General features: G+C 72.4%; 23 protein-coding genes. 13 read left to right on the top strand and 10 right to left on the bottom strand.

Translation table 11 applies throughout. The annotated features are described in order from the left end of the window. Window positions 1–309: 309 nt before the first annotated feature. The 3 genes from ACRAKI_RS14140 (at window position 310) to ACRAKI_RS14130 (ending at window position 2,588) form a co-directional block, all read left to right on the top strand. The gene (locus tag ACRAKI_RS14140; RefSeq protein ID WP_447007532.1) at window positions 310–537 is read left to right on the top strand and encodes a hypothetical protein; all 228 of its coding nucleotides are present in this window, start codon (window positions 310–312) and stop codon (window positions 535–537) included. A 178-nt stretch (window positions 538–715) separates the two neighbouring features. Continuing rightward, on the top strand, window positions 716–1,567 hold the full coding sequence (locus ACRAKI_RS14135) for a peptidoglycan-binding domain-containing protein (protein WP_447007531.1): 852 nt from the start codon (window positions 716–718) through the stop codon (window positions 1,565–1,567). Window positions 1,568–1,625: 58 nt separating this feature from the next. Beyond that, window positions 1,626–2,588, top strand: a complete 963-nt coding sequence (locus tag ACRAKI_RS14130; protein ID WP_447007530.1) for a pirin family protein — start codon at window positions 1,626–1,628, stop codon at window positions 2,586–2,588. Between the two features lie 3 nt (window positions 2,589–2,591). Here ACRAKI_RS14130 and ACRAKI_RS14125 read toward each other — a convergent pair whose 3' ends face one another. Then, window positions 2,592–2,924 (bottom strand): YnfA family protein, encoded by a 333-nt coding sequence (locus ACRAKI_RS14125; protein ID WP_447007529.1) that lies wholly within the window; start codon window positions 2,922–2,924, stop codon window positions 2,592–2,594. Window positions 2,925–3,019: 95 nt separating this feature from the next. Here ACRAKI_RS14125 and ACRAKI_RS14120 point away from each other — a divergent pair, with 95 nt between their 5' ends. Further along, complete coding sequence (locus ACRAKI_RS14120) at window positions 3,020–3,841, top strand: class I SAM-dependent methyltransferase (RefSeq protein ID WP_447007528.1); 822 nt, start codon at window positions 3,020–3,022, stop codon at window positions 3,839–3,841. 49 nt (window positions 3,842–3,890) lie between these two features. Beyond that, entirely contained in the window at window positions 3,891–4,511 is a 621-nt protein-coding gene (locus ACRAKI_RS14115; RefSeq protein WP_447007527.1) for a TetR/AcrR family transcriptional regulator, read from the top strand. Here the strand turns inward: ACRAKI_RS14115 and ACRAKI_RS14110 are convergent. Continuing rightward, window positions 4,460–4,711 (bottom strand): hypothetical protein, encoded by a 252-nt coding sequence (locus ACRAKI_RS14110; protein ID WP_447007526.1) that lies wholly within the window; start codon window positions 4,709–4,711, stop codon window positions 4,460–4,462. The two genes, ACRAKI_RS14115 and ACRAKI_RS14110, sit on opposite strands and share 52 nt — an antisense overlap. A gap of 158 nt (window positions 4,712–4,869) precedes the next feature. Between ACRAKI_RS14110 and ACRAKI_RS14105 the strand changes: the two genes are divergently transcribed. Beyond that, the gene (locus ACRAKI_RS14105) at window positions 4,870–5,022 is read left to right on the top strand and encodes a hypothetical protein (RefSeq protein WP_447007525.1); all 153 of its coding nucleotides are present in this window, start codon (window positions 4,870–4,872) and stop codon (window positions 5,020–5,022) included. Here the strand turns inward: ACRAKI_RS14105 and ACRAKI_RS14100 are convergent. Both ACRAKI_RS14100 and ACRAKI_RS14095 read right to left on the bottom strand, forming a co-directional pair. After that, window positions 5,012–6,085: an acetate/propionate family kinase gene (locus ACRAKI_RS14100; RefSeq protein WP_447007524.1), complete on the bottom strand. Its 1,074-nt coding sequence runs from the start codon at window positions 6,083–6,085 to the stop codon at window positions 5,012–5,014. The two genes, ACRAKI_RS14105 and ACRAKI_RS14100, sit on opposite strands and share 11 nt — an antisense overlap. Window position 6,086: 1 nt before the next feature. Beyond that, the gene (locus ACRAKI_RS14095; RefSeq protein ID WP_447007523.1) at window positions 6,087–8,414 is read right to left on the bottom strand and encodes a phosphoketolase family protein; all 2,328 of its coding nucleotides are present in this window, start codon (window positions 8,412–8,414) and stop codon (window positions 6,087–6,089) included. A gap of 80 nt (window positions 8,415–8,494) precedes the next feature. On the opposite strand from ACRAKI_RS14095, the gene ACRAKI_RS14090 reads away from it, so the two are divergent. The 4 genes from ACRAKI_RS14090 (at window position 8,495) to ACRAKI_RS14075 (ending at window position 15,658) form a co-directional block, all read left to right on the top strand. Next, entirely contained in the window at window positions 8,495–9,622 is a 1,128-nt protein-coding gene (locus ACRAKI_RS14090; protein WP_447007522.1) for an alkaline phosphatase family protein, read from the top strand. Window positions 9,623–9,699: 77 nt separating this feature from the next. Further along, window positions 9,700–13,236, top strand: coding sequence for a DEAD/DEAH box helicase (locus ACRAKI_RS14085; protein ID WP_447007521.1), 3,537 nt, complete (start codon window positions 9,700–9,702; stop codon window positions 13,234–13,236). 43 nt (window positions 13,237–13,279) lie between these two features. Continuing rightward, entirely contained in the window at window positions 13,280–13,882 is a 603-nt protein-coding gene (locus ACRAKI_RS14080) for an acetoacetate decarboxylase family protein (protein WP_447007520.1), read from the top strand. A gap of 186 nt (window positions 13,883–14,068) precedes the next feature. Beyond that, the gene (locus ACRAKI_RS14075; RefSeq protein ID WP_447007519.1) at window positions 14,069–15,658 is read left to right on the top strand and encodes a glycoside hydrolase family 64 protein; all 1,590 of its coding nucleotides are present in this window, start codon (window positions 14,069–14,071) and stop codon (window positions 15,656–15,658) included. 71 nt (window positions 15,659–15,729) lie between these two features. Here ACRAKI_RS14075 and ACRAKI_RS14070 read toward each other — a convergent pair whose 3' ends face one another. Together ACRAKI_RS14070 and ACRAKI_RS14065 are read right to left on the bottom strand one after the other, a co-directional pair. Next, window positions 15,730–16,278, bottom strand: a complete 549-nt coding sequence (locus ACRAKI_RS14070) for a DUF1062 domain-containing protein (protein ID WP_447007518.1) — start codon at window positions 16,276–16,278, stop codon at window positions 15,730–15,732. A gap of 342 nt (window positions 16,279–16,620) precedes the next feature. Beyond that, entirely contained in the window at window positions 16,621–17,250 is a 630-nt protein-coding gene (locus tag ACRAKI_RS14065; protein WP_447007517.1) for a dienelactone hydrolase family protein, read from the bottom strand. Window positions 17,251–17,375: 125 nt separating this feature from the next. On the opposite strand from ACRAKI_RS14065, the gene ACRAKI_RS14060 reads away from it, so the two are divergent. Both ACRAKI_RS14060 and ACRAKI_RS14055 read left to right on the top strand, forming a co-directional pair. Further along, window positions 17,376–17,609 carry a hypothetical protein gene (locus ACRAKI_RS14060; RefSeq protein WP_447007516.1) on the top strand — a complete coding sequence of 78 codons (234 nt, stop codon included), beginning with the start codon at window positions 17,376–17,378 and terminating at the stop codon, window positions 17,607–17,609. Window positions 17,610–17,672: 63 nt separating this feature from the next. Further along, on the top strand, window positions 17,673–18,449 hold the full coding sequence (locus ACRAKI_RS14055) for an alpha/beta fold hydrolase (RefSeq protein ID WP_447007515.1): 777 nt from the start codon (window positions 17,673–17,675) through the stop codon (window positions 18,447–18,449). Here the strand turns inward: ACRAKI_RS14055 and ACRAKI_RS14050 are convergent. Next, window positions 18,412–19,281, bottom strand: a complete 870-nt coding sequence (locus tag ACRAKI_RS14050) for a serine/threonine-protein kinase (RefSeq protein WP_447007514.1) — start codon at window positions 19,279–19,281, stop codon at window positions 18,412–18,414. The genes ACRAKI_RS14055 and ACRAKI_RS14050 overlap by 38 nt on opposite strands. A 109-nt stretch (window positions 19,282–19,390) precedes the next feature. Next, entirely contained in the window at window positions 19,391–20,344 is a 954-nt protein-coding gene (locus ACRAKI_RS14045) for a lysyl oxidase family protein (RefSeq protein ID WP_447007513.1), read from the bottom strand. 296 nt (window positions 20,345–20,640) lie between these two features. Between ACRAKI_RS14045 and wecB the strand changes: the two genes are divergently transcribed. After that, entirely contained in the window at window positions 20,641–21,912 is a 1,272-nt protein-coding gene (gene wecB / locus ACRAKI_RS14040; RefSeq protein ID WP_447008419.1) for a non-hydrolyzing UDP-N-acetylglucosamine 2-epimerase, read from the top strand. On the opposite strand, the gene ACRAKI_RS14035 is transcribed toward wecB, so the two are convergent. Continuing rightward, window positions 21,815–23,137 carry an FAD-dependent oxidoreductase gene (locus ACRAKI_RS14035; protein ID WP_447007512.1) on the bottom strand — a complete coding sequence of 441 codons (1,323 nt, stop codon included), beginning with the start codon at window positions 23,135–23,137 and terminating at the stop codon, window positions 21,815–21,817. The genes wecB and ACRAKI_RS14035 overlap by 98 nt on opposite strands. Continuing rightward, window positions 23,137–23,964 (bottom strand): glycosyltransferase, encoded by an 828-nt coding sequence (locus ACRAKI_RS14030; RefSeq protein WP_447007511.1) that lies wholly within the window; start codon window positions 23,962–23,964, stop codon window positions 23,137–23,139. The genes ACRAKI_RS14035 and ACRAKI_RS14030 overlap by 1 nt, the downstream gene beginning before the upstream one ends. Between the last annotated feature and the right edge of the window lie 61 nt (window positions 23,965–24,025).

Raw genomic sequence — 24,025 nt, 5'->3', positions numbered from 1 at the left:
CTTGTGTACGGCCAGGTCTGGTCTGCGTCATGACGACCCCGTCTCCCCTGCCGGCAGGGCCGTACCACGCTGACGGCGGAGATCATCCCGCGCGTCGGAGGCGTGATCGTTCGGTCCGGCGTGCCCGCGGGCTGTGGGGATAGCTGATGTGAACGGATGGTCCGGCGACAAGCCGGTGCTCCCGTCCCCGGCCGCGAACCGCGGGCCGGACTGTGCAGGGGACCGTGCCGACCTCATGCCGACAACTCGTACCCCAACCAGGGGGACTCTACTCCCCGACACCCCCGCGCACGAAGTACGGTTCCCGGTATGGCGGAACAAGAGGGTGGACCGGCGCTCGCGCCCACGCTGGCGGGGTGGCTCAAGGCGCGCGACGAGACCGCGCTCCACCTGGCCGCGGGGACGCCGCCGCTCGACGTGGACTGGGTGCAGCGGCTGGCCGACCTGCTGGCCACCGAGCGGTCGTGGCAGGACCAGTACACCGACCTGATCGCCCTGGGCAGCGCCGGCAACCGGTTCCCGTCCTCGAACCGCTGACGCTCCGATCGCCGAGCCGAACCGCCGACTTCGCCCGCCGGCCCCCACCGCGGAGCCGAACCGCCGCGGGGCGTCACCCGTTGACCAACTGCGAGCGTCCGCAGTGAACCATTGCCACAAACGGCCGGTTCACGCTTGACTGACCCCCGGTTCGTCCGCGTGTCGACCGGAGGTGGACGTGGTCAACGTCAGGATCGCCGCACTGGCCGCTGCGCTGATCGCGTCGGTCGGCCTCGCCGCCCCCACGACTGCCGCGCCGCAGGCCCCACCGCAGGCCGTGGCACTGCCGACGGTCGACATGGAAGCCGTGCTGAAGGCCGCGCAGATCGACCCGCGCCGCGCCGACTCGGCCATCACGCCGGGCAGCGGTGACAGCGTGCTGCGGGTCGAACGTGCGCTGGACGCGAAGGGGTTCCTGGCGGCGACGTACGTGGACGGCCACTTCGGCACCAAGACCATCGACGCCTACGCGGCGTACCAGCGGTCCCTCGGCTACACCGGGATCGACGCTTCGGGCCTGCCCGGACCCACGTCGTTGCGACTGCTCGGCGAGACCGGGTACAGCGTCGTCCGCGCGGTGTCGGCGGGCAGCCGGGTGACGTACCACAGCGCGCTGATGAACACCCGGACCAGGGCGATGCTGGTCGAGGCCGAACGCCTGCTGGGCCGGTCGCTGGGCATCACCCAGGGCAGCTACAACCCCGGCGGCGTGCCCGGTTCGGCCGGTACGCACGACGGCGGCGGCGCGCTGGACATCTCCGTGTCGGGCATGACGGCGACCACCCGGAACGCGGTGGCGAGGGCGCTGCGGCAGGTGGGCTTCGCGGCCTGGGTCCGCACGCCGGCGCAGGGCGACTGGGGCTACCACATCCACGCCATCGCGCTCGGCGACCCGGACCAGTCCTCCGGCGCACAGCACCAGGCGGGCGACTACTACCTCGGCTTCAACGGGCTGGCCAACCGCGCGCCCGACGACGGGCCGGTGGTCACGCCGAAGCCGACGTGGGAGGAATACCTGCGTTCGCGCTAGCGCGGACCACCGCCGCCGGGTCCTACGATGGCCCGATGGCCGTTCGATCGGGGTCGCGATGAGCAACGTGGAGACGGACCCGTCCGAGCTGATCTGCGAGAACACGTCCGGTGTCGCCGCGGTCGAGGTGCTCGACCCGCGTGACGTCCCGCTGGGTGGACCGCGGGCGATGACCGTGCGGCGCACCCTGCCGAGACGGCAGCGGTCCATGGTCGGCGCGTGGTGCTTCGCCGACCACTACGGGCCGGACGACGTCTCGGTCAGCGGCGGCATGGACGTCGCGCCGCACCCGCACACCGGCCTCCAGACCGCGAGCTGGCTGTTCAGCGGCGAGATCGAGCACCGCGACAGCCTGGGCACGCACGCGCTGGTGCGGCCGGGCGAGCTGAACCTGATGACGGCCGGTCACGGCATCTGCCACTCGGAGGTGTCGACCCCGACCACGACCGTGCTGCACGGCGTGCAGCTGTGGATCGCGCTGCCCGACGCCCACCGCGACACGCCGCCGGCGTTCGAGCACCACGTGCCCGGTGTGGTGGCGTTGACGAACGCGACTGCGCGGGTGTTCCTGGGCACGGTCGCGGGCGAGACGTCACCGGTGCGCACCTTCACGCCGTTGCTGGGCGCCGAGGTCCTGCTCGAACCGGACGCACGGTTGACGCTCGACGTCGACACCTCGTTCGAGCACGGCGTGCTGGTCGACGTGGGCGAGGTGGAGCTGGCGGGCACACCGCTCGCCCGCGGCACGCTCGGTCACGTCGGTGTCGGCGCGGCCGGGCTGGACCTGGTCAACGTCACCGACGCGCCCGCACGGGTGGTCCTGCTCGGCGGTGAGCCGCTCGGTGAGGACCTGGTGATGTGGTGGAACTTCGTCGGCCGCGGCCACGACGAGATCGTCCGGTACCGCGAGCAGTGGCAGCAGGAGTCGGAGCGGTTCGGCCGGGTCGAGGGCTACGCCGGTGACCGCCTGCCCGCCCCGCCCATGCCGACCGCGCGCCTCCGGCCACGCACCAGGCGCTGACCCCTACGGGCGCGGGGCGTACATGATCACGGCCACGCCGACCAGGCAGATCGCCGCGCCGACGTAGTCCCACCGGTCGGGCCGGAACTTGTCCACGACCACGCCCCAGGCGAGCGATCCGGCCACGAAGATCCCGCCGTACGCGGCCAGGATGCGGCCGAAGTGCGGGTCGGGCTGCAACGTGGCCACGAACCCGTAGAGGCCGAGCGCCACCACGCCCGCCCCGATCCACAGCAGGCCGCGGTGCTCGCGCACGCCCTGCCAGATGAGCCACGCGCCGCCGATCTCGGCGAGCGCGGCCAGCGCGAACAACACCAGCGAGCGGACCACGGTCATGATCGCGACGATAAACCCCCGAATCCCTTGACAACACCCGGCCTCGTTGTGAACAGTTGTTCATGAACGCATGTTCATAAGGAGAGGGGAAAGCCGTGGCGACCATCGTCAACACCCACCAGGCCGAGGCGTGGAACGGCTACGAAGGCGGTCACTGGGCCGACAACCAGAGCCGCTACGACGCCGTGAACAGCGGTTTCAACGACGTGCTGCTGAACGCCGCCGGTGTCGGGCCGGGCCACCGGGTGCTCGACGTCGGCTGCGGCAACGGGCAGGTGACCCGGCTGGCGGCCCGGCGTGCCGCGCACGCGACCGGCCTCGACCTGTCCGGCCCGATGCTGGCCCGCGCACGGGCGTCGGCCGACGAGGAGGGCGTCGACAACGTCACGTTCGAGCAGGGCGACGCGCAGGTCTTCCCGTTCCCTCCGGGCACGTTCGACGTCGCGCTGAGCCGGTTCGGGATCATGTTCTTCGCCGATCCGGTGGCGGCGTTCGGCAACGTCCGGGGCGCGCTGCGGCCCGGCGGGCGGCTGGCGTTCCTGTCGATGCGCGACCTCGGTGACCTCGCCCCCGTGTTCGCCCCGGTGTTCGCCGCGCTGGGCGCGGGACCGGCGTCCACCGATGCAGGCCCGTTGTCGCTGTCCGACCCGGCCGTGATCGACCGCGTGCTCACCGGGGCCGGGTTCACGGACGTCGAGACCGAGGCGGTGGACGCGCAGGGGGTGTGGGGCCGGGACGTCGCCGACGCCACCGAGTTCATCATGGGCTGGGGGCCGGTCCGGTTCGCCCTGCGCGACGCCTCACCGTCCACTCAGGACGAGATCCGGGAGTCGGTCGCGCGGGCGCTCACGCCGCACGTCGGCCCGGACGCGGTGCGGCTGCGAGGTACCGCCCGACTCGTCACGGCGACGGCCTGACACGACGCGGACCCTCCCCGCCGCGACGCACCGCCTACGATGCACCGCGATGGCACCGCGACGAGCAGCAGCACTGCGTGACGGCGACGTGAGCCTGCGCGACCACCTGATCGCGGCGGCCACCCGCCTCATCGCCGAACGCGGCACCGCCGGGCTCACCGTCCGCGACATCGCCCGTGCGGCGGACGTCGCGGTCGGCGTGCTCTACAACCACTTCGCGGACAAGGAAGAGCTGCTCGCGCTGGCCCTGCACGCGCACGTCCGCGCGGTGGAGCAGCGGGTGGGGCGCCCGGCGGTGGACGGGACGCTCGCGGAGAACCTGCACGCGTTCATCACGCACGCGCTGGCCGTGCACACCGCGTTCCTGCCCGCGTTCGCCGGTCTGGTGGGTCAGCCGGAGGTGTTCGCCCGGTTCGAAGCGCTGCCGAAGCCGACGGCGGACGGGCGCGGGCTGCACGCGGCGCTCGCCGACTACCTGCGCGGCGAGCAGAAACGGGGCCGGGTCGCGGCGGACACCGATCCCGACGCCGTGGCCACGCTCGTCATCGGCGCGTGCCACGAACTCCTCCTCCCCCGCCTGTACCGCGGCACGACGACGCCCGCCGACGTGCCGCCGGGCTACGTGGAGAAGCTGGTGGCGGCCGTGCTGAACGGCATCACGCCGAGGTAGAGGCCGGTCGCGCGCGCATGAGTGCCCGCGTCCGAGCTCTCGCATTCGCCCTTGCTCGGCGAGCACAACGCCATCCGGGCCGAGCTGGTGGCGGCGGTGGCGACGCAGCAGACCGTGATGACGTACGGGCCGGCCGCGATCGCGGTCATCCGCTCGGGTCTCCTGGCGTCGTGGTCGAACGTGCCGGTGCGGACCGGCATCGTCAGCCTGGCGCCGGTGCTGCTGCCCTTCGTGTGGTTCGTCTGGTTCGGCGAGGTGCACCGGTTGGGCCGGGCGCACGAACCTGCACTCCCGCCCGGCCTACCACCTCACCACCGGGCTGCTGTGCGGCACGGGTCTCGACACGACGGTGCTGTCCGTGGTGCTGAGCCAGGTGCCGAGAGGGCCGGCCGGCGGGTTGCAGGCGTTGGTGTTCGGCGGCGCGGGCCTGTTCCTGGTGATGCTCTGGTACGCGTGGTTCGTCTTCCGGCGCGACCCGTTCATCGGCTCCGGGAAGCCGATCAGCGAGTGAGCCGCAAGGCGGCGCGCGTGCCGTGCGCTATCTCCAGGTCCTCCCGGGCGGTGACGACGAGCGTCCGGACGACGGCGTCCCGGCTGCTGATGTCGGCGTCGCCGTCTGCCTGGTCGTTCCGGTCGGGGTCGAGGTCGACGCCGAGGAAGCCCAGGCGTTCGGCGGCACGGCGGCGGACGGTGGCGGACTTCTCGCCCACGCCGCCGGTGAACGCCAGCGCGTCCAGACCGCCCAGCGCGGCGGTCATCGCCGCGACGCCGGCCACCAGCCGATGCGTGTAGACGTCCAGCGCCAGCACGGCATCGCGGTCGCCTGCCGCCGCACGGGCGTCGACCTCCCGCATGTCACCGGTGCCGGCCAGCGCGGTGAGGCCCGACCGCTCCTCCAACGCGGTCGCCACCTCGTGCGGTGACAGGTTCTCGTGCTCCTCCAGCCAGAGCACCAGGCCGGGGTCGACCGTGCCCGACCTGGTGGCCATGACCAGGCCCTCCAGCGGCGTGAAGCCCATGGTGGTGTCGACGCTCCGACCGTCGGCGATGGCCGCCAGGGACGCGCCCGCACCCAGGTGGCAGGTGACGAGCCGACGCGGCGCCCGCAGGTCGGCCACCCGGCGCGCGCAGTAGGCGTGGGACAGGCCGTGGAAGCCGTACCGGCGGATGGCGTACCGCTCCCGCCACTCCTTGGGCACGGCGTACGTGGCAGCCGCAGCCGGGATGGTGGCGTGGAAAGCGGTGTCGAAGCACGCGACCGCCGGGACGTCCGGCAGCAGCCGGCGCACCGCGTCCAGACCGGCCAGCGACTTCGGCTGGTGCAGGGGCGCGAGCGACGTCAGGTCGACCAGCGCCCGGCGGACGAGGTCGTCGACCACGACCGGATCGGTGAACCTGGTGCCGCCGTGCACCACGCGGTGCCCCACGGCGTCCGGCGTCGGCCAGTCCTCCAGGACGTCACCGAGGCGCGCGGGGTCGGGTTCGACGTCGGCGGTGCGCTCCACCTCGTCTTCCGGACCGAGCAACCGCAGCTTCAGGCTGGACGAGCCCGCGTTGACCACCAGCACCCGCACGTCAGCTCCACGTCCAGTCGGCGATCGCCGGGTCGTCCTCGCCGTGCTCACGCGTGTACTGGCGCGCCGACAGCCGGGCGTCCGACATGCGCCGGCGCAACGACGCCGCCGCCCCGCCCAGCGACGGCACCCGGTCGATCACGTCCATGACCAGGTGGAACCGGTCGAGGTCGTTGAGCATCACCATGTCGAACGGGGTGGTCGTGGTGCCTTCCTCCTTGTAGCCGCGAACGTGCAGGTTGACGTGGTTCGTGCGGCGGTACGTGAGGCGGTGGATGAGCCACGGGTAGCCGTGGAAGGCGAAGACCACCGGCTTGTCGGTGGTGAACAGGGCGTCGAAATCACGGTCGGACAGGCCGTGCGGGTGCTCGGTGTCCGGTTCCAGGCGCATGAGGTCCACGACGTTGACCACGCGCACCTTGAGCTGCGGCAGGTGCTCGCGCAGCAGTTTGGCGGCGGCCAGGGTCTCCAGCGTCGGGATGTCCCCGGCGCAGGCCAGCACCACGTCCGGCTCGCCCTCGGTGGTGCCGGCCCAGTCCCAGATGCCCACGCCGCGCTCGCAGTGCGCGATCGCGTCGGGCATGTCCAGGTAGGTCAGCGCGGGCTGCTTGCCCGCCACGATCACGTTGACGTAGTGCTTGCTGCGCAGGCAGTGGTCCGCCACCGACAGCAGCGTGTTGGTGTCCGGCGGCAGGTACACGCGGACGATCTCGGCCTTCTTGTTGACCACGTGGTCGAGGAAGCCGGGGTCCTGGTGGCTGAACCCGTTGTGGTCCTGCCGCCACACGTGCGACGACAGCAGGTAGTTCAGCGACGCGAGCGGCGCGCGCCACGGGATCCCCCGGGTCGTCTTGAGCCACTTCGCGTGCTGGTTGAGCATCGAGTCGACGATGTGGATGAACGCCTCGTAGCTGGTGAACAGGCCGTGCCTGCCGGTCAGCAGGTAGCCCTCCAGCCAGCCCTGGCACAGGTGCTCGGACAGCACTTCGAGCACCCGGCCGTCCGGCGCGAGGTGGTCGTCGCCGGGCGCGGTCGCCGCCTGCCACTTGCGGTCCGTCACGTCGAACACCTCGGACAGCCGGTTGGACGCCACCTCGTCCGGGCCCAGGAGCAGGAAGTTGTCCGGGTTGCGGCGCATCACGTCCCGCAGGAACGCGCCGAGCACCTTCGTCGCCTCGCTGCTCGCGGCGGCGGGCCGGTCGACCGCGACGGCGTGCTCGCGGAAGTCGGGCATCCGGAGGTCGCGCAGCAGCCGGCCGCCGTTGGTGTGCGGGTTGGCGCTCATCCGCCGGTCACCGGTCGGCGCGAGGGCGCGCAGTTCGGGCACGAGCCGGCCGTTCTCGTCGAACAGCTCCTCCGGCCGGTAGCTGCGCAACCACTCCTCCAGCTGCGCGCGGTGGCCCTCGTCGGTGCGGGTGGCGGAGAGCGGCACCTGGTGCGCGCGGAACGTGCCCTCCACCGGTCGGCCGTCCACCTCTTTCGGCCCGGTCCAGCCCTTCGGGGTGCGCAGCACGATCATCGGCCATGGCGGGCGTTGCTTCGCCTGCTTCATCTCGGCGATGTCGTCCAGCACCCGGTCCAAAGTGGACGCGAGCTGCTCGTGCACGTCCTTGGGCTCGTCACCGACGACGAAGTGCGGCGTGTGGCCGTAGCCGCGCAGCAAGGACGCCAGCTCGTCGTCCGGGATGCGCGCCAGCACCGTCGGGTTGGCGATCTTGTACCCGTTGAGGTGCAGCACGGGCAGCACCACGCCGTCACGGGCCGGGTCGAGGAACTTGTTCGAGTGCCAGCTCGCCGCCAGCGGCCCGGTCTCCGCCTCACCGTCCCCGACCACGCACAACGCCAGCAGGTCCGGGTTGTCGAAAACCGCGCCGTAGGCGTGCAGGAGGGCGTAGCCGAGTTCGCCGCCCTCGTGGATCGAACCGGGCGTCTCGGGCGCGACGTGGCTCGGGATGCCGCCGGGGAACGAGAACTGCCGGAACAGCGCGCGCAGGCCGTCGACGTCCTCGCTGATGCCGGAGTACACCTCGCTGTAGGTGCCCTCCAGGTAGGCGTTCGCGACCAGCCCAGGACCGCCGTGACCAGGGCCGGTGACGTACAGGGCGTTCAGGTCGCGCTGCCGGATCGCGCGGTTCATGTGCGCGTAGAGCAGGTTCAGCCCGGGGGTGGTCCCCCAGTGGCCGAGCAGGCGCGGCTTGACGTGCTCCGGGCGCAGGGGCTCGCGCAGCAGCGGGTTGTCGAGCAGGTAGATCTGCCCGACGGAGAGGTAGTTGGCCGCACGCCAGTAGGCGTCCAGCAGGTCGAGGTCGTCCGTCTTGATCGACGCCATGCACCCGACGCTAGCTCTGATCACCTCGGTCCGAAACTCGAACGGCCCGCAGGTCCTCGTGCCGACTAGGGTCGTTCCCCATGGATCCGCTGGTGCCCCGGTACGGGGGCGGTTCGCTCGCTGACGTCGTGCCGTCGTTGCTCGCCGGGCTGGGGGTGCCGGGGATGGTGGACGTGCTGGGCATCTCCGGCTCGACGCGGGTGTGCGTCCTGCTGGTGGACGGTCTCGGGTGGCGGTTGCTGCGGGAGCACGCCTCGGACGCGCCGTTCCTGGCCTCGTTGGCCGGGTCGCCGATCACCGCGGGGTTCCCGTCGACCACGGCGACCAGCCTGGCGGCGCTGGGCACCGGGCTGACGACCGGTGAGCACGGGCTGGTCGGGTACTCGTTCGAGGACGGCGACGAGGTGCTGAACGCGTTGCGGTGGAGCCGGTACGGGGTGCCGGAGCACGTCGACCTGCGCTCGGTGCTGGTGCCGGAGGAGGTGCAGCCCCGGCGGACGGCGTTCGAGGCGGCGTCCGACGCGGGGGTGGCGGTGCGGTTCGTGCTGCCGCGCGACCACGAGGGCAGCGGGCTGTCGCGGGCGGTGCTGCGGGGTGGGCGGTTCCAGCCGGTGCTCGGGTTCGGCGACCTGGTGGCGCGGGTTGCGGAGGCGATGCGCTCGGAGGACCGGGTCCTCTGCTACGCGTACCACGGCGACCTGGACGCCCTCGGGCACGTGTACGGGACGGGGAGCGACCCGTGGCGGTGGCAGCTGCGGTTCGTCGACCGGTTGGCGGCGGCGCTGGCGGACGGGTTGCCGCCCGGGGGCGCGCTGGTGGTGACGGCCGACCACGGGATGGTGACCGCCGACGACCGGGTGGATTTCGACGCGGACGCCGGGTTGCGGGACGGTGTGCGGGTGCTCGGTGGCGAGCCCCGGATCCGGCACGTCTACACGCCGGACGCGGAGGGGGTGCGCGACCGGTGGACCGAGCGCCTGGGTGACCGGGCGTGGGTGGTGTCGCGTTCGGAGGCGGTCGCGGCGGGCTGGTTCGGGCCTCGGGTGGCGGACCACGTGCTGCCCCGGATCGGGGACGTGGTGGTGGCGGCGAAGGGTTCGCTGGCAGTGGTGCGCTCGACGGTCGAGGCGCACGCCACGACGTTCGTGGGCCACCACGGTTCGCTGACGGAGGAGGAGCAGCACATCCCGGTGCTGGTCGCCACCTGATCCGCCCACTTCCGCATAGCATCACGTGTCGGCCCGCCAGTGGGGTCGACGGCCGGCGACCGGGACGGAGGCGATGAGTGGAGCACGGCTCGCCCGTCGTGGACACGTCGGTCGCCGGGGTCGCGGAAGTCAGGTGGGGCGTCCGCCCGGAGCCCGCGATCGCGCGGTACGCCGAGCCGGGCTGGCAGCTGTCCCCCGTGCCCGTCGACCGCCGGTGCCCGACCTGCGAGGGTGAGCTGCACGGCCTGTACCGGGCCCATCCCGACCGTGGCCGGCAGCAGCTGCAAGCCGCCGTCGTGTGCCCCGCGTGTCCCGCGTCGTTCACGCTGCGGGAGTTGAAGCTGTCGCAGCGGTCGGTGTTGGGCGAGCTGCGCCCCGACGCCGTGACCCGGCGCTTGGCCGAGGACGCCCAGCTGGAAGCCCTGGCCCGCCGCTCCGACCCCCTCCGCCCGATGGCCGCGAAGCCGCCCCAGCGACCGCCGCAGTCGCCGGAGCGGCCCGAACGCCCCACTCAGGACTCCGGCCAGGGCTCACCCCGGCAGCCTCGCCGAGATCCGCCGACTCGCGAGCCTCGCACCCGCCCCGCACGTGCCACGGGCACCGAGCCCGTCACCCCCGAACCCGAACGGGACTTGCCGCCGTCGGATCCGACCCCGCCTGTGCCCGTGCCGGAGCGCGAGTCCGTGCCGGCAGCCGGGCCGGCAGGCGTTGAGGTGGTGCCCGGGGCGGCTGCGGCCGGGGTGGTGCCGGCGCGGGCAGTGCGGCGGGTGTCGACCGTAGCGATGGCGGCGCGGATCCGGTCGATCCTCAGCGGCTCGGAGGTCGCCCCGGCTACCCGCTCGGCGGGCGCGCCCGTGCTGCCACCGGCGCTGGCCGCGCTGGAGTCGCGGCCCGTGTGGTGGTGCAAGACGGTGGACCCGGCGCTGGACGTGCCGGACCTGCCGCCGAACGTGGACGCGCGGGTGGTGTTGCCTGATCGGCCGGAGTTCGACGGGTTGCGCGCACGGCTCGATCGGGCCGGGGTGCCGTTCCGAGCCGTTCGGCACTGGCTGGAGCAGGAGGAAGTGACGACGAGCGCCGTGTCGGCCTGGCTGTCCGAGGTCGGCGGGGTGGTGCCGGAGCTTTGCGAGGCGGTGGTCGGTGACGGTGCGCGTGCCGCCCGGCTGGCCTTCGAGGTGCTGTGGGACCTGCACGAACCGGTCGACCCCGGCAACGTCCCCGACCCGGTGCCGGTCACCCGCTTCGTCCCGTCCGACTGGGCGCGATTCCTGCCGTTCCCCGTGCTCAACCCCGCGCAGGCGCAGGCCGCGCCCCACCTGGTGGACGGCGACTCCCACGTGCTGATCACCGCACCGACCGGCGCGGGCAAGACGGCGATGGGCATGCTCGCCGTGCTGAAGTCGATCCTGGACGAGGGCCGCAAGGCCGCCTGGCTCGTCCCGCAACGCTCCCTCACCGACGAACTCGACCGCGAACTCGAGACGTGGCGCACCCAGGGGCTGCGGGTCGAACGGCTGTCCGGCGAGTACTCCGTCGACGTCGAAGCGGTCAAAGCGGCTGACCTGTGGGTCGCCACCACGGAGAAGTTCGAGGCGATCTGCCGCGCCGGCTCGCTCCAGGCGGCCCTCGGCGAGGTCGGCTGCCTGGTCGTGGACGAGATCCACCTGCTCGGCAGCCCGGGGCGCGGCGCGCTGCTGGAAGCGCTGCTGGCCAGGGTCCGGGGCACCGACTCGCCGGTCCGGATCGTCGGGCTCTCCGCCACCGTGTCGAACGCGGCCGAGGTCGCGGAGTGGCTGGAAGCGGAGCTGGTGGCCACGACGTGGCGGCCGTCCCGCGTCACGTGGCAGCTGCCGACCATCCCGGCCGCCTCCGGGTTCGCCGCGAACAACCGCCTGCGCGAACAGGTCGTGCTCGACCTGACCCACCGGCACACCGCCGAGGGCGGCAGCGTGCTGGTGTTCTGCGGTTCCAAGCGCAACGTCCGCTCCACCGCGATGGCGATCGCGGCCGATCGGGGCGCGCCCGTGCACACCGTCGCAGCCGACGACGTCGACGGCCTGACCAAGGTGTGCGCGGAGGTCGGCGTGCGCCTCCACTACGCCGACTACGAGCACAAGCACGCCGCTGAACGGGCGTTCCGCGCACGTGAGGCGGACGTGCTGGTGGCCACGTCCACCGTCGCGGCCGGTGTGAACCTGCCCGCGCGCGCCGTGATCGTCAGGGACGTCTCGATCGGCGGTGAACCGATCGACACGTCGACCGTGCTCCAGATGTTCGGCCGGGCGGGCCGCATCGGGGCCGGTGAGACCGAGGGCTGGTCGTACCTCGTCGTGGACGAGACGCAGCGCGCCGACTGGCAGACCCGGCTGGTGGCCGGGTACTCGGTGTACTCGCGGATCCGCGACTCGCTGCCCGACCACGTGCTGGCCGAGGTGCTGCAAGGCCGGATCGGGACGATGGACGACGCGCAGGCGTGGTGGGTCGAGACGCTGGCGCACGCGCAGGGCGACGACGACGTGGAACCGGTGCAGGAAGCGGCGGAGTTCCTGGTGGACGAGGGCCACCTGACCCTGACCGACGGCCGGTTGGCGATCACCGAGCTGGGTCGGCTGACCGCGCGGATGATGGTGTCCACCCACACCGGGCACCGGCTGCGCCGCACGCTCGGCCTGCTGCCCGTGCCGCACGACCCGGACGAGGCGGAGAACGCGCTGAGCCTCGTGCTGTCGGTGGCGGTGCGGGACCTGGCGGGCATCCCGGTGCCGGAGCCGGTGCGGCCGGCGGTGGCGACCGTGATCAAGGCGGGCGGCAAGACGTCGCAGATCACCAGCACGACGTCGGTCAAGGGCCTGGGCTCGCAGACGACCACCGCGCCCGGTGACCTGGCCTGGGCGGCGTTGCTGCTGGCCGCCCGGTCGCCGCACCTGTTCGACCCGGGCAAACCTGGCAGGGGTCGGCGCGTGGCCGGGGGTATCCCGATGGCCACCCTGCACCCGGTGTACGAGCAGGCGCCCCGGTTCCTCGCGTGGCTGGCCGCCCAGGGCGTGCTGGGCACGGTCCACCCGTGGATCGCCGTGGTGGCCGCCGACCTGGACCACCGCGTCCGCTGGCGGGCTTTGGCGCCACCCCGTGGCGCGGGCCGGCTGCTGTGGATGTGCGAGGAGATGGCCACCCGTGCCCACCTGAAGGACGTGGTGCCGGACCTGTGGCGCTCGGCCGTCGCACGGGGTGTCCGCGCGCCGGACTGGCAGCCGGGGCGCTCACCGGCGGGTTGCGTGCTCGACCACGCCGGCTACACGGCACTGCTACGCGAACGAACCACCAACTACACCCTCGGCGCCCACGACGACGAGGCCACCGCCACCGGCGGCACCGGCGGCGCGGCGATCGCCTGGCGCGGCCGGACCTGGACGGCGCCCACGACGTCGGCGAGCATCGCGTACCCGGCGTCGGAGGACGACGACCCGACCGAGACCGGGGTCGCCGTGTTCACCCGACGCGGCGACTACCGCGCCACCGGCTGGCTGGACGCCTACACCACCCTGAACACCACCGCCGAACCGCCGACACCGCCGCCCGCACGTCCACGCCGAGGGCTGGGCGCGAGGCACTGACCCATCCGGCCGGATGCGGTGCGCGGGCCGACAATAGGTGACCATGGTGAGCTATCCGCCCGAACCGTGGGTGCTCCACGGCCGTGCGTGCCTGTCCGTGTGGTCGGTTCCGGTGGCAGCGCTGCCACCGCTGCCGGTGCGTCCGGTGAAGTTGTTCGGACGGGCGCTGGTCGGCACGGTGTTCGTCGACTACCAGCCGCCCGGCATGGCCTACCGGGAGCTGGCGGCGGCGGTGCTGGTGCGGCACGGGGCGCGGCTCGGGGTGTCGATCGCGCGGATCTGGGTGGACAGCCCGTCCTCGCGGGCCGGCGGGCGCGAGCTGTGGGGCATCCCGAAGGAACTGGCGGAGTTCGACTGGGATCCGGGGCTCACCGCGTCGGCGCGGAACGTGGACGGCGTGATCGCGTCGGTGCGTGCGAAGCCCCGGCGGTTCGGACTGCGGTTGCCGGTGATGACGTCCACGTGGCAGGCCTTCGGTCGCGGGCTGGCGCGGACACCGTTGCGCGCCACCGGTTCCGTAGCGCCGCTGCGGGCGACGTGGAGCGTCGGCCCCGCCGGTCCGCTGTCGTGGCTGCGGCCCCACCGGCCGCTGATCAGCGTCGGCGTCCGGAACCTGAGGATGAGGTTCGGGCCGCGTCGGCGTTGATCGACGCCGTGGGACCGCAGTGGTCCGGACCACGTTCCCCCTTGACATCGGTCGGACCACCGGACAACTCTTGTGGAAGCGCTCTCACGGACGCGTCCGGCACGGCCCGCCCGTGGCGCTCGCCTTCCGGCCGCCCTGAACCCGGCCGGGAGGACGGATCAGACTGCCCTGCACCGAGGAGCACCCATGCGCACCCGAACGAAATGGCTCAGCGCCTTCCTGGCGCTGGCCACATCAGTGTCACTCGCCGCCGTCACACCGGCCGCGGCCATCGGCCCCGACCTGCTGCCGATGACCATCACCAACAACAGCGGGCGTTCGGAGGCCGTCCACCTCTACGTCCTGGGCACCGACATCCGCAACGGGCGGCTCGGGTACGTCAACCAGGCGGGCGCCTTCAGCCCGTGGTCGCCCGGCTCCAACCCGCCCGTGCCCGCACCGGACGTGTCGATCGCCGGCCCGGGCAACGGCGGCAACGTCACCCTGCGCATCCCCCGGTTCATCTCCGGCCGCGTCTACATGTCGTTCGGCGAGAAGCTCAAGTTCTTCTTGACGCCCGACGGCCTGGTGCAGCCCGCGCCGTGGGCCTCCGGCGACCCGAACCACAACATCCTGTTCGACTGGAGCGAGTTCACCTACAACGACTCGGGCCTGTGGCTGAACAGCTCCCAGGTGGACATGTTCGCCGTGCCGCACGCCGTCACCGTGACGGGTGCGAGCGGCGTGACGAAGAAGACCGGCGAGCTGGTCAACAACGGCCGAGAGAACGTGATCAACGGCGTGCGCAACCAGGCCGGCTGGGCGAACGCGGTCCGCACCCGGTCCGACGGCACGGTGCTGCGCGTGCTCGCGCCGGGCAAGGCGGCCGACGTGGGCCTGTTCGACCGGGCCTACCTCGACCCGTACATCACGCAGGCGTGGAACGCCTACGCCACCAAGACGTTGACCGTGGTGCCGTTCACCGACCGCCCCGACGTGCGCTACTTCGGCCGCACCTCGGGCACCACCATGAACTTCACCAACTCCGCCGGCCAGCGCGTCGCGTCGTTCGCCAAGCCGACCACGCCGAACGTGTGGGGCTGCGACGGCGCCCTGCACGCGCCCAACGACCAGGTGGTCGGCCCGATCGCCCGCACCCTGTGCGCGGCGCTGCACCGCTCCACGCTCGGCACGATCGACACCCAGCCGGGTGGCGGTCCGGCCGACTTCTACAAGGGTGCGATCACCAACCACTACTCCCGGTTGGTCCACCAGAACATGGTCGACGGCAAGGCCTACGGGTTCGCGTTCGACGACGTGCAGGCGCAGGAGTCGTTGGTGCACGACGGCGACCCGCGCGCGGCGGGCATCATCCTGACCCCGTTCGGCGCGGGCGGCCCTCCCCCGCCCCCGCCCGCGCGCAGCATCGTCAGCGCGTGGCACGGCAAGTGCGTCGACGTGCCGAACTGGAACTTCACCGACGGCCAGCGGCTGATCGTGTGGAACTGCACGGGCGGCACGAACCAGCAGTGGGAGTCGACCGGCGGGACGTTCCGCACGCAGAACAACATGTGCATGGACGTGGCGTGGGGCTCGACCGCGAACGGCGCGGCCGTCCAGGTCGCGCGCTGCAGCGGCAACCCCGCGCAGCAGTTCGTCCTGACCGCGGCGGGCGACCTCGTCAACCCGCAGTCGAACAAGTGCGTGGACATCGCGGACTGGAACCCGAACAACGACGCGGTGCTCCAGCTGTGGGACTGCGCCGGCACGGCGAACCAGAAGTGGCGGCGCGGCTAGCCTCCCGTCGGATCGAATGCCAAGGGCCTGTCCGGCGAACCACGCCGGACAGGCCCTTCGGCGGAGGAGGCTCAGCGCTTGAGCGTGAAGGTGAAGTCGCCGGAGAGCTTGCCGCTCAGCCGGACTGCCGAAACGACCTTCCCCGCCGTGATCAGGCGCTCGACCCCGGCCCGCGGAAGACCGCACCCTTCGGCGATCAACCGCACCGGCCGGACCGGGATCCGTGCCGCGAAGCGGACCGCGATGTCGATCACCTCACGGTCCAGGTGGTCCGATCCACCGGTGTCGAGCCGCCAGGCGTCGTCCCAGTCGAGGGCGATGCGGTTGCGGTGCTGCACGACCGGGTCCCGGAGCAGCTCGGCGGTCAGGCCGGGGTCGTTGTCGTGCAGCCGGTCGAGCAGTTCAGGCCGCACGGAACGCACGTTCACCCGTTCCAGGACCGCGAGCTTCACCGTGTCCTCGCAAGCGGTGCAGAGCACGAGGAGCCAGGCGTCGAGGACCTTGTGGTTCGCGTTGACGCGGAACTTGCCGCTCGCCCGGAAGCGCTCCGACGCGCACACGTGGCAACGGCGCCGGACAAGGGGCAGGCAGGTGGGCACGACCATCCAGTTCTTGAGCACAGGAGTACACCGGTTCCAGTGAGATGTTTGCAGCAGGAGTAGCGCGGCGCACAGGTGCGACGCGCTACTGAACAGCGCTTGGAGGTCTCACTTGGTGTACAACGGCACGCCTTTGCCTCGACGACTTGGTTCAGCGGCACGGTAGCGGCGCACAGCGGTGCTGCTCCACCGGATTTCGACCGCCACCTCCGGCGCTGCGAACCGGACGTCAGAGGTGCACGCCTCCTGGATGCGCCGATCGTGCGGTTGCTCGGCACCCGTGCCAGGTCCGACCGAGGGCTCAACCGGGGGTGTCAGGACCAAGTGCGAGTCCACGGTGGACAAACAAGGCCGGCGTGATCGTCACAGGTGTTCGCGGAACCACGAGCCGGCCAGGTGGGCTACTTCCTCCAGCGCGCCCGGCTCTTCGAACAGGTGCGTGGCGCCCTCGACCACCTCGATCCGGTGCGTTGCCGTCAGCTGCTCCGCCGCCGCCACGTTCAGGTCCAGCACCTGCTCATCCCGGCCGCCCACCACCAGCAGCGTCGGCGCGCGCACCCGGCCCAGCGCACGGCCGGCGAGATCAGGCCTCCCGCCACGCGACACCACCGCTTCGACCAGGTACGTCCCCGCCGCCGCCACCAGGGCCGCCGCCGCACCGGTGCTCGCGCCGAACAGCCCGATCGGCAGCCCCCGCGTCACCTCGCGCCGCGAGGTCCACTCCACGGCCCCCGCCACCCGCTCCGCCAGCAGCCCGATGTCGAACCGCAGGTGACCCGTGACGCGGTCCTCGCGCTCCTCGCGCTCGTTCAGCAGGTCCAGCAGCAGCGTCGCGAACCCCTCCCGGCGCAGCGACCCGGCCACCGCCCGGTTCCGGCCGCTGTGCCGCGAACTGCCCGAACCGTGCGCGAACACCACCACGCCCGCGGGCTCGTCGGGCACACCCAGGTCAGCGGCCAGGTCGACTCCCCACGCGTCGACCGACACCGCCATCGTGCCGCTCCTCGCCATGCCTTCCGGGTTGACCGGCACGCACGGCGGCAAACGACCGGGGCCCGAACGCGGATACCGACCGCGCGATGGGTAACCCGTCGGTGTCCGAGCGGAAGGAGTCACCCATGGCTGACGAACGAGCGGTGTCCGAACAGCAGGAAGAGCTGGACCTCCGGCGCGACACCGGCCAGGACCACCACCTGCACCGCGCCGCCGAGGCCGCCGCACCCCAGTACACCGCGCACGACGGCGGCGGGGACCTCACGGACGAGGAGCCGACGGCCATCGCCGACGAGGCCGGGACGAGCTACCCGGCGGGACCGGAGCACGAGGCGATGTACGTGGAGGAGGAGCGCTGACCTGGGGGAACCGGGCCACGTCACCCGACATAGGATTCCCGGGTCAACGACTCTGGGGGGACGATGAACGAGATCGACACCGCGTACGACGACAAGGGCGGCGGCCTGCCGGTCGTCTTCGTGCACGGCCACCCGTTCGACCGCTCGATGTGGCGTCCCCAGGTCGAACGCCTCAGCTCCCGCTACCGGGTCATCGCGCCCGACCTGCGGGGGTACGGCGACACGACGGTGGTACCAGGCAAGACGCCGCTGAGCGTGTTCGCCGACGACCTGTTCGGCCTCCTCGACCGCCTCGACCTGGACCAAGTGGTCCTGTGCGGGCTGTCCATGGGCGGCCAGATCGTCATGGAAGCGCACCGCGCCCGCCCGGAACGCGTCCGTGCGCTGATCCTGGTGGACACGTCGCCCGAGGCCGAGACGCCCGCCGGGCGGGAGTTCCGGTACTCGGTGGCGGAGCGCTTCCTCCGTGAGGGCATGGGGCCCTACGCCGACGAGGTGCTGGACAAGATGATCTCCCCGGCCAACGTCCGCGCCCTGCCCGCCGTCGCCGCCCACGTGCTGCGGATGATGCGCGGCACGTCACCGGAAGGCGCCGCCGCCGCTGTCCGGGGGCGGGCGGAACGGCCGGACTACGTCGACTCCCTGTCCCGCGTCACCGTGCCGACGCTGGTCGTGGTCGGCGAGGAGGACGAGTACACGCCGGTCGCGGTGGCCGAGCGGATGCACCGGACCATCCCGGGGTCGACGCTCACCGTGATCCCCGGCGCGGCGCACATGCCGAACCTCGAACGGCCGGACGAGTTCACCGACGCGGTGGAACGGTTCCTGAGCGCTCTCTGAGGTGGATCCGGCTCTCCAGCCGCACGGGCGCCGGGCGGCCGGCCGCGCGCAGCAGCTCGGCGCACCGCGCGGCCGCGGGGCGGCGGCGGGCGGGCAGCGACGTCATCAGCGACAGGAGCCGGACCAGGTCGCCGGGCAGGTCACGCGGGATCTCCGGCGGGCGGTGCAGGCGGGCCACCGCGGCGTCGAGCCGGTTGCCCCGGTACTCGCGGTAGCCCGTCAGGCACTCCAGCAGGACCAGGCCCAGCGCGTAGACGTCCGCGGCCGGGCCCACCTCGTCGCCGCGGACCTGCTCGGGGGCCAGGTAGGCGGCGGTGCCGACGACCTGCCTCGCGTTGGTCAGCCTGGTCGCGCCGAGCGAGCGGGCGAGGCCGAAATCGGCCAGGTAGGGGGCGCCGGTCCGGTCGAGGAGGACGTTCGACGGCTTCACGTCCCGGTGCACGACACCCTGTTCGTGCACGTGGGCGAGGGTGTCGGCCAGCCGGTGGCCCAGGGCGCGGACGTGCGCGGCCGCCAGCGCGCCTCGAACCAGCCGATCGCGGAGGGTGATTCCATCGACCAGCTGGAGCACGACGAACGACCGGCCGTCGCACGTGCCCGCGTCGTAGACGGACAGCAGGCCAGGGTGCGACAGGGCGGCCAGGGTGCGGATCTCGTTGTCGAACCGCCTGCCGCCCACCGGGTCGTCCTGGAAGTCGAACAGCTTGACCGCGACGAACCGCCGGAGCAGCACGTCCCAGCCCCGGTGGACTTCGGCCGTGCCGCCCTGACCGAGCTTGCCGTCCAGTCGGTAGCGACCGGCGAGCACCCGGTTCTCAGTGGTCAACGACATGGCCACGCCCTTCGTGTCACCGATCGGGACGCCACCGAATTCCCCCGGTCGGGCGTCGACAAACCCCCGGCCGAAGCGGGCCGACTGCGTGGAGCAGGGGGAACGGCGGTCAGCCGAAGATCCGGCCGGCGCAGCGCTCCTGCCCCGGGCAGCTCCTCAGCAGCCGCACCTGCGGCGGCTCGATGACCTGCGAGGGCGGGCTGCCGTCGGCGCTCGGCCACCGCACGGAGATCGCCATCGACGAGGCGTTGTTCGAGTACGACCTCTCCACCAGGCTCCGGTCGCCGTTGACGACGTTCACCACGTCGTACACGCCCGACCGCACGCCGGTGATGTCCAGCCACTGGAAGTCGACCGTGTGCACGTAGTCGTCCCCGTATCCGACCGAGATGCCCTGCACCACGCTCAGCGCGTCCGGCGCGTGGTGGCCGCACCGGTTCGACCGCAGCGCCTCCGCCAGCTCCGCGGCCGGGCTGCCGTCCCTCGCGGGCCGGTTCTTGAGCCGGTCCGCCGTCGGGTAGCGGTCGCCCAGGCAGAAGCCGTTCTTCCGGTCGGTGACCACGGTGTCCCCCGAGGGGGTGCGGAGCTGGAAGTACTCGAAGTCGAGCATGTGCCAGTGCTGGTGCGCGGGAGCCGACTCGTAGTACATCGTCGCCGGCAACTGGTGCTGCGCCTGCTCGTACGACGCCGGGATCGAACCGTCCACGGCGGACTGGAACGCCTGCCGCGACGTCATCTGCTGCTGACCCGTGTCACTCCGGGTGCCGTAGATCAGCAGCGGGCCGTCGCCGACGTTGTCCACCGACGTGGTGAAGCGCAGCCGGACCGCGCCGGCCGGCCCCCTCGCCACGCACGGGCTGCTGGGCGACGACGCGTCGTTGACCAGGCACACGTCCCAGGCGACGCACTGCGACGGGTTGGCGGTGTGACCTCCCGGGCACCCCACCGGCGCCTGCCGGAGGTCGGGCAGCAGGCCCGTCTCCCCCGCGAGCGCGTGCGACGGCCCCACCGACACCGCGACGAGCATTGCCGTGCCGACCAGGGCCGCGTATCTCCGCACCATTGTTCTCAGTCCGTCCGATGTGTCGTGTGGTGTGCCGTGTGATGTGCCCTGCGAATCCGTGCGATCCCCGGGCGGTCGTCGGGTGACGGCGGCCGAGTGCCGGAGTGATCCACCGACGAACCTACTCAAGGACACCGACAACACCGGCACGTCGACCGCCAAGTTCACTCGATCGATTGAGGGACAAGGGAAATCGACCGCGCTGGCTCTAGCCTTCACCGCGATCGCGCCCGGGCGCGCGTCATCCGCTACTGGAGGTGGGTCCGATCGACCAGGGAGTTCACGGTGCCGTGACGATGGTGTGCGGCACCAGGCCGGAGCTGATCAAGCTGGCTCCGCTGATCCGGCTCATCGGGGCGAACGCGACCGTCGTCTACACCGGACAGCACTACGACACCGCCATGTACCACCGGATCCGGCAGGACATCGGCCGTCCGGGCCGGTTCCACGAGCTGAACGTGGGCGGTGGCCGTCGTGGTGCGCAGCTGGGCGCGGCCGTGGCCGCCGTGGACGAGGTGCTGGCGCAGCACCCGACGCGGGCGGTGATCGTGCAGGGCGACACGACGTCCGCGCTCGCCGGCGCGTTGGCCGCCAACGCGAACGACGTCCCGCTGGTGCACGTCGAAGCGGGCCTGCGCAGCTTCGACCGGGCGATGCCCGAGGAGCACAACCGGGTGGCGATCGACCACCTGGCCGACCTGTGCTGCGCCGCGACCCCGCTCAACCGCACCAACCTGCTCGCCGAGAGCGTCCCCGAGGAGCGGATCGCGATCACCGGCAACACGGTGGTCGAAGCCCTCGTCGCCGCGCTGCCGGGGCGGGACGCGGAAGCCGAGGTGCTGGCCTCGCACCGGCTCGAGCGCGACGGCTACGTGCTGGCCACCATCCACCGGCCGGAGAACGTGGACGACCCGGCCAACCTGGAGACGATCCTGCGCGAGCTGAACCGGCTGCCGCTGCCCGTGGTGCTCCCGCTGCACCCGCGCACGGCCAAGCGGGTGTCCGGCTTCGGGCTGACGAACCTGCTCGTCCGGCTCCGGGTGGTGGAACCGCAGGCGTACCCGGCGTTCCTGGCGCTGGCCCGGTGCGCCGCCGTGGTCGTGTCAGACTCCGGCGGCATCCAGGAGGAGGTGAGCGTGCTCAAGCGGCCGGTGGTCGTGGTGCGCCGCAGCACCGAGCGGCCGGAGATCGAGGGCACGTTCGGCACCCTCGTCCCGCCCGGCCCGAGGATGGGCGCGGAAGTGCTGCGGTGGCTGGACGACGTGCCCGGCCACCGGGAGCGCCTGGAGCACATCCCGTCCCCGTACGGCACCGGCTCGCCGTCGGTCCGGATCGCCGCCGCGCTGCGGCAGCTGGTCGGCGGCGAGCCGGTCCACGGTCGGCCGGACGTCCGGCTCGACGCGGAATCCCTTGGTGCCGAACCCCTTGGTGTGGAAGCCGTCGGTGCGGAAGCCGTCGGTGCGGAGGCCCTCAGCTCGGGATCCCCGGGCGCGGAACCCGTTGTGGTGCCTCCTCCAGCATCGCGACGACCCGCCGTGCGAGTCCCACACTCGAATTCCAGCTCGTGACGTCCGGGTAGACGTGCGCGGTGGTCGCCAGCAGCAGCGGGGTGCCGTCGACCACCACGGGCGGGCGCTGGGCCAGGTACCCGAGCGGGTACACCGGCTCCACGAACGGCGCCTTGAACACCCGCACGTCGTCCACGTCCGCGGCGCTCAGCGACGGGTGCAGCGCGCGCAGCTGCGCCGTCCACCGCGCCGCGATCGCCGCGTCGTCCTCCCGGAACAGCGAGGACTCCCGGTCGGTGTACCGCATCGCGTAGACCAGGTGCCACCCGCCGTAGGGCTGCACGCCCGCCAGCGGGGTCATCTGGATCAGGCCGTCGAACTCCGTGCCGGACCGCACCACGGGCGTCCAGTAGTGCCCGGACAGCGGGCGGCGCAGGAAGAACAGCGCGTTCACCACCCCCTGGTACGGCAACCGCACCTCGGGCAGCCGGTCGGCCAGGTCGTCGTCCGCGAGTTCCCGCAGCAACGGAAGCGGCAGCGTGGACACGACCCGGTCCGCCGACACGACCTCGCCGCCGTCCAGCTCGACCCGCACGCCGTCGGCCACCCCGATCCGCCGCACCGGCGCGCCGAGCCGCACCACGCCGCCGCCGTCCTCGATCGACTCCCGCAACGCGTCGATGACGGCCCGGTAGCCACCCTCGGGGTACCCGCGGACCGCCACGGCCCCCTCGCGCCCCAGGCGCTGCCACAGGTACAGCGCGGGCACGTCGCCGAAGCGCGCGCCGAACTTCGCGCCGAACAGCGGCGCGAGCAGCAGTTCCCACACCCGGTCGCCGTAGAGGCCGCGCAGCCAGTCCTCGGTGCGCGTGCCGTCCAGGTCCTTGCCCTTGCCCAACCGGCGCAGCAGCAGGGAGACCGCGCCGAACCGCAGCCGGTCGAGGACGCCCAACGGGGTGAACCTGAGCAGGTCCAGCGCCGTGTTGAACGGGAAGCTCCGGCCGTCCACGACCATGCCCATCCGGGTCCGACGCCACCCGATCGAGTCACGCAGGCCCAGTTCTGCCAGCAGGTCGAGCAGGTGGTCGTCGGTCGGCATCACGCAGTGGTAGAAGCGCTCGACCCAGCGGTCGCGCCACGGGAAGAACGTGCCGAGACCGCCGAGCTGGTCGCTGCCCTCCAGCAGCGTCACCGGGACGCCGGCGCGCACCAGCCGGTGGGCGGCGGCCAGGCCGCAGATGCCGCCCCCGACCACCACCACGTGCCCGTGGCCCACCGGTCCCATCACAGCGCCCGGTACGGCGCGGGCGAGAGCCGGTCGCGGACCAGCAGCTTCACGTACTGCCCGACCGTGCGGGCGATCCTGATCTTGCTCGGACCCTGCTTGCGGTCGTAGCGCAGGGTCAGCGGGACCTCGGTGACCACCGGGCGGCAGTGCCGGAGCTTGAGCAGCAGCTCCACCATGCAGGCGAACCCGCGTTCCTCGATCAGCCGCTCGCCCCAGTGGTCCGCGGCACGCGTCAGCAGGCTGACCCGGTAGGCGCGGAAGCCGCTGGTGAAGTCGCGGACGCCGTCCACCCTCAGCACGCGGCGGAACAGCACCGCGGCCCCGCGCGACAGCAGGCGGCGCAGGACGGGCGCGGTCGCGTCGTCCCCGCCGGCCACGAACCGGGAGCAGATCACCACGTCCGCGCCGGCCGCGATCTCGCTCTCCAGCTGCCGGATCAGGTCGGGGTCGTGGGTGTCGTCGGCGTCCATCACCACGACCACGTCCTCCTTCCCCGCTTCGGCCAGCACGGCGCGCAGTCCTGATTGGACGGCCTGGCCGAGGCCGAGGTTGACGGGGTGGCTGACCAGCCGGACGTCGAGGCCCGGCACCCCGGCGATGGCGACCTCCGCGGTGCCGTCGGACGAGCCGTCGTCCACGACCCAGGCGGTGAGCTGTTCGGTGAGCGCGACCTCCGCGAGCCGGCGCAGCAGCGGCGGCAGGGAGGCGGCCTCGTTGTAGGCGGGCAGCACGATGTGGGCTCGGGCCTGTGTGCGCGTGCTGTCGGAAAGGGCCGGTCCGCCCTGTTCCGACGCGGTGCGCAGAGCGCCTTCGTCGACGGTCAAAGGACCCCATTTCACTGGATGGTGGATGGCGGGCCAGAATTATTCGCCTGTGCACCGGTAC

This window comes from Saccharothrix isguenensis, from assembly GCF_052936305.1.
This window is presented reverse-complemented; position numbering and strand designations above follow the sequence as displayed.

Bases quoted from the DNA above. Each gene is read 5' to 3' on its own strand.
- ACRAKI_RS14140 (WP_447007532.1), top strand. From the start codon at position 310: ATGGCGGAACAAGAGGGTGGACCGGCGCTCGCGCCCACGCTGGCGGGG.
- ACRAKI_RS14130 (WP_447007530.1), top strand. From the start codon at position 1,626: ATGAGCAACGTGGAGACGGACCCGTCCGAGCTGATCTGCGAGAACACG.
- ACRAKI_RS14125 (WP_447007529.1), bottom strand. From the start codon at position 2,924: ATGACCGTGGTCCGCTCGCTGGTGTTGTTCGCGCTGGCCGCGCTCGCC.
- ACRAKI_RS14115 (WP_447007527.1), top strand. From the start codon at position 3,891: ATGGCACCGCGACGAGCAGCAGCACTGCGTGACGGCGACGTGAGCCTG.
- ACRAKI_RS14110 (WP_447007526.1), bottom strand. From the start codon at position 4,711: ATGCCGGTCCGCACCGGCACGTTCGACCACGACGCCAGGAGACCCGAG.
- ACRAKI_RS14095 (WP_447007523.1), bottom strand. From the start codon at position 8,414: ATGGCGTCGATCAAGACGGACGACCTCGACCTGCTGGACGCCTACTGG.
- ACRAKI_RS14090 (WP_447007522.1), top strand. From the start codon at position 8,495: ATGGATCCGCTGGTGCCCCGGTACGGGGGCGGTTCGCTCGCTGACGTC.
- ACRAKI_RS14080 (WP_447007520.1), top strand. From the start codon at position 13,280: ATGGTGAGCTATCCGCCCGAACCGTGGGTGCTCCACGGCCGTGCGTGC.
- ACRAKI_RS14075 (WP_447007519.1), top strand. From the start codon at position 14,069: ATGCGCACCCGAACGAAATGGCTCAGCGCCTTCCTGGCGCTGGCCACA.
- ACRAKI_RS14065 (WP_447007517.1), bottom strand. From the start codon at position 17,250: ATGGCGGTGTCGGTCGACGCGTGGGGAGTCGACCTGGCCGCTGACCTG.
- ACRAKI_RS14060 (WP_447007516.1), top strand. From the start codon at position 17,376: ATGGCTGACGAACGAGCGGTGTCCGAACAGCAGGAAGAGCTGGACCTC.
- ACRAKI_RS14055 (WP_447007515.1), top strand. From the start codon at position 17,673: ATGAACGAGATCGACACCGCGTACGACGACAAGGGCGGCGGCCTGCCG.
- ACRAKI_RS14050 (WP_447007514.1), bottom strand. From the start codon at position 19,281: ATGTCGTTGACCACTGAGAACCGGGTGCTCGCCGGTCGCTACCGACTG.
- ACRAKI_RS14045 (WP_447007513.1), bottom strand. From the start codon at position 20,344: ATGGTGCGGAGATACGCGGCCCTGGTCGGCACGGCAATGCTCGTCGCG.
- wecB (WP_447008419.1), top strand. From the start codon at position 20,641: ATGGTGTGCGGCACCAGGCCGGAGCTGATCAAGCTGGCTCCGCTGATC.
- ACRAKI_RS14035 (WP_447007512.1), bottom strand. From the start codon at position 23,137: ATGGGACCGGTGGGCCACGGGCACGTGGTGGTGGTCGGGGGCGGCATC.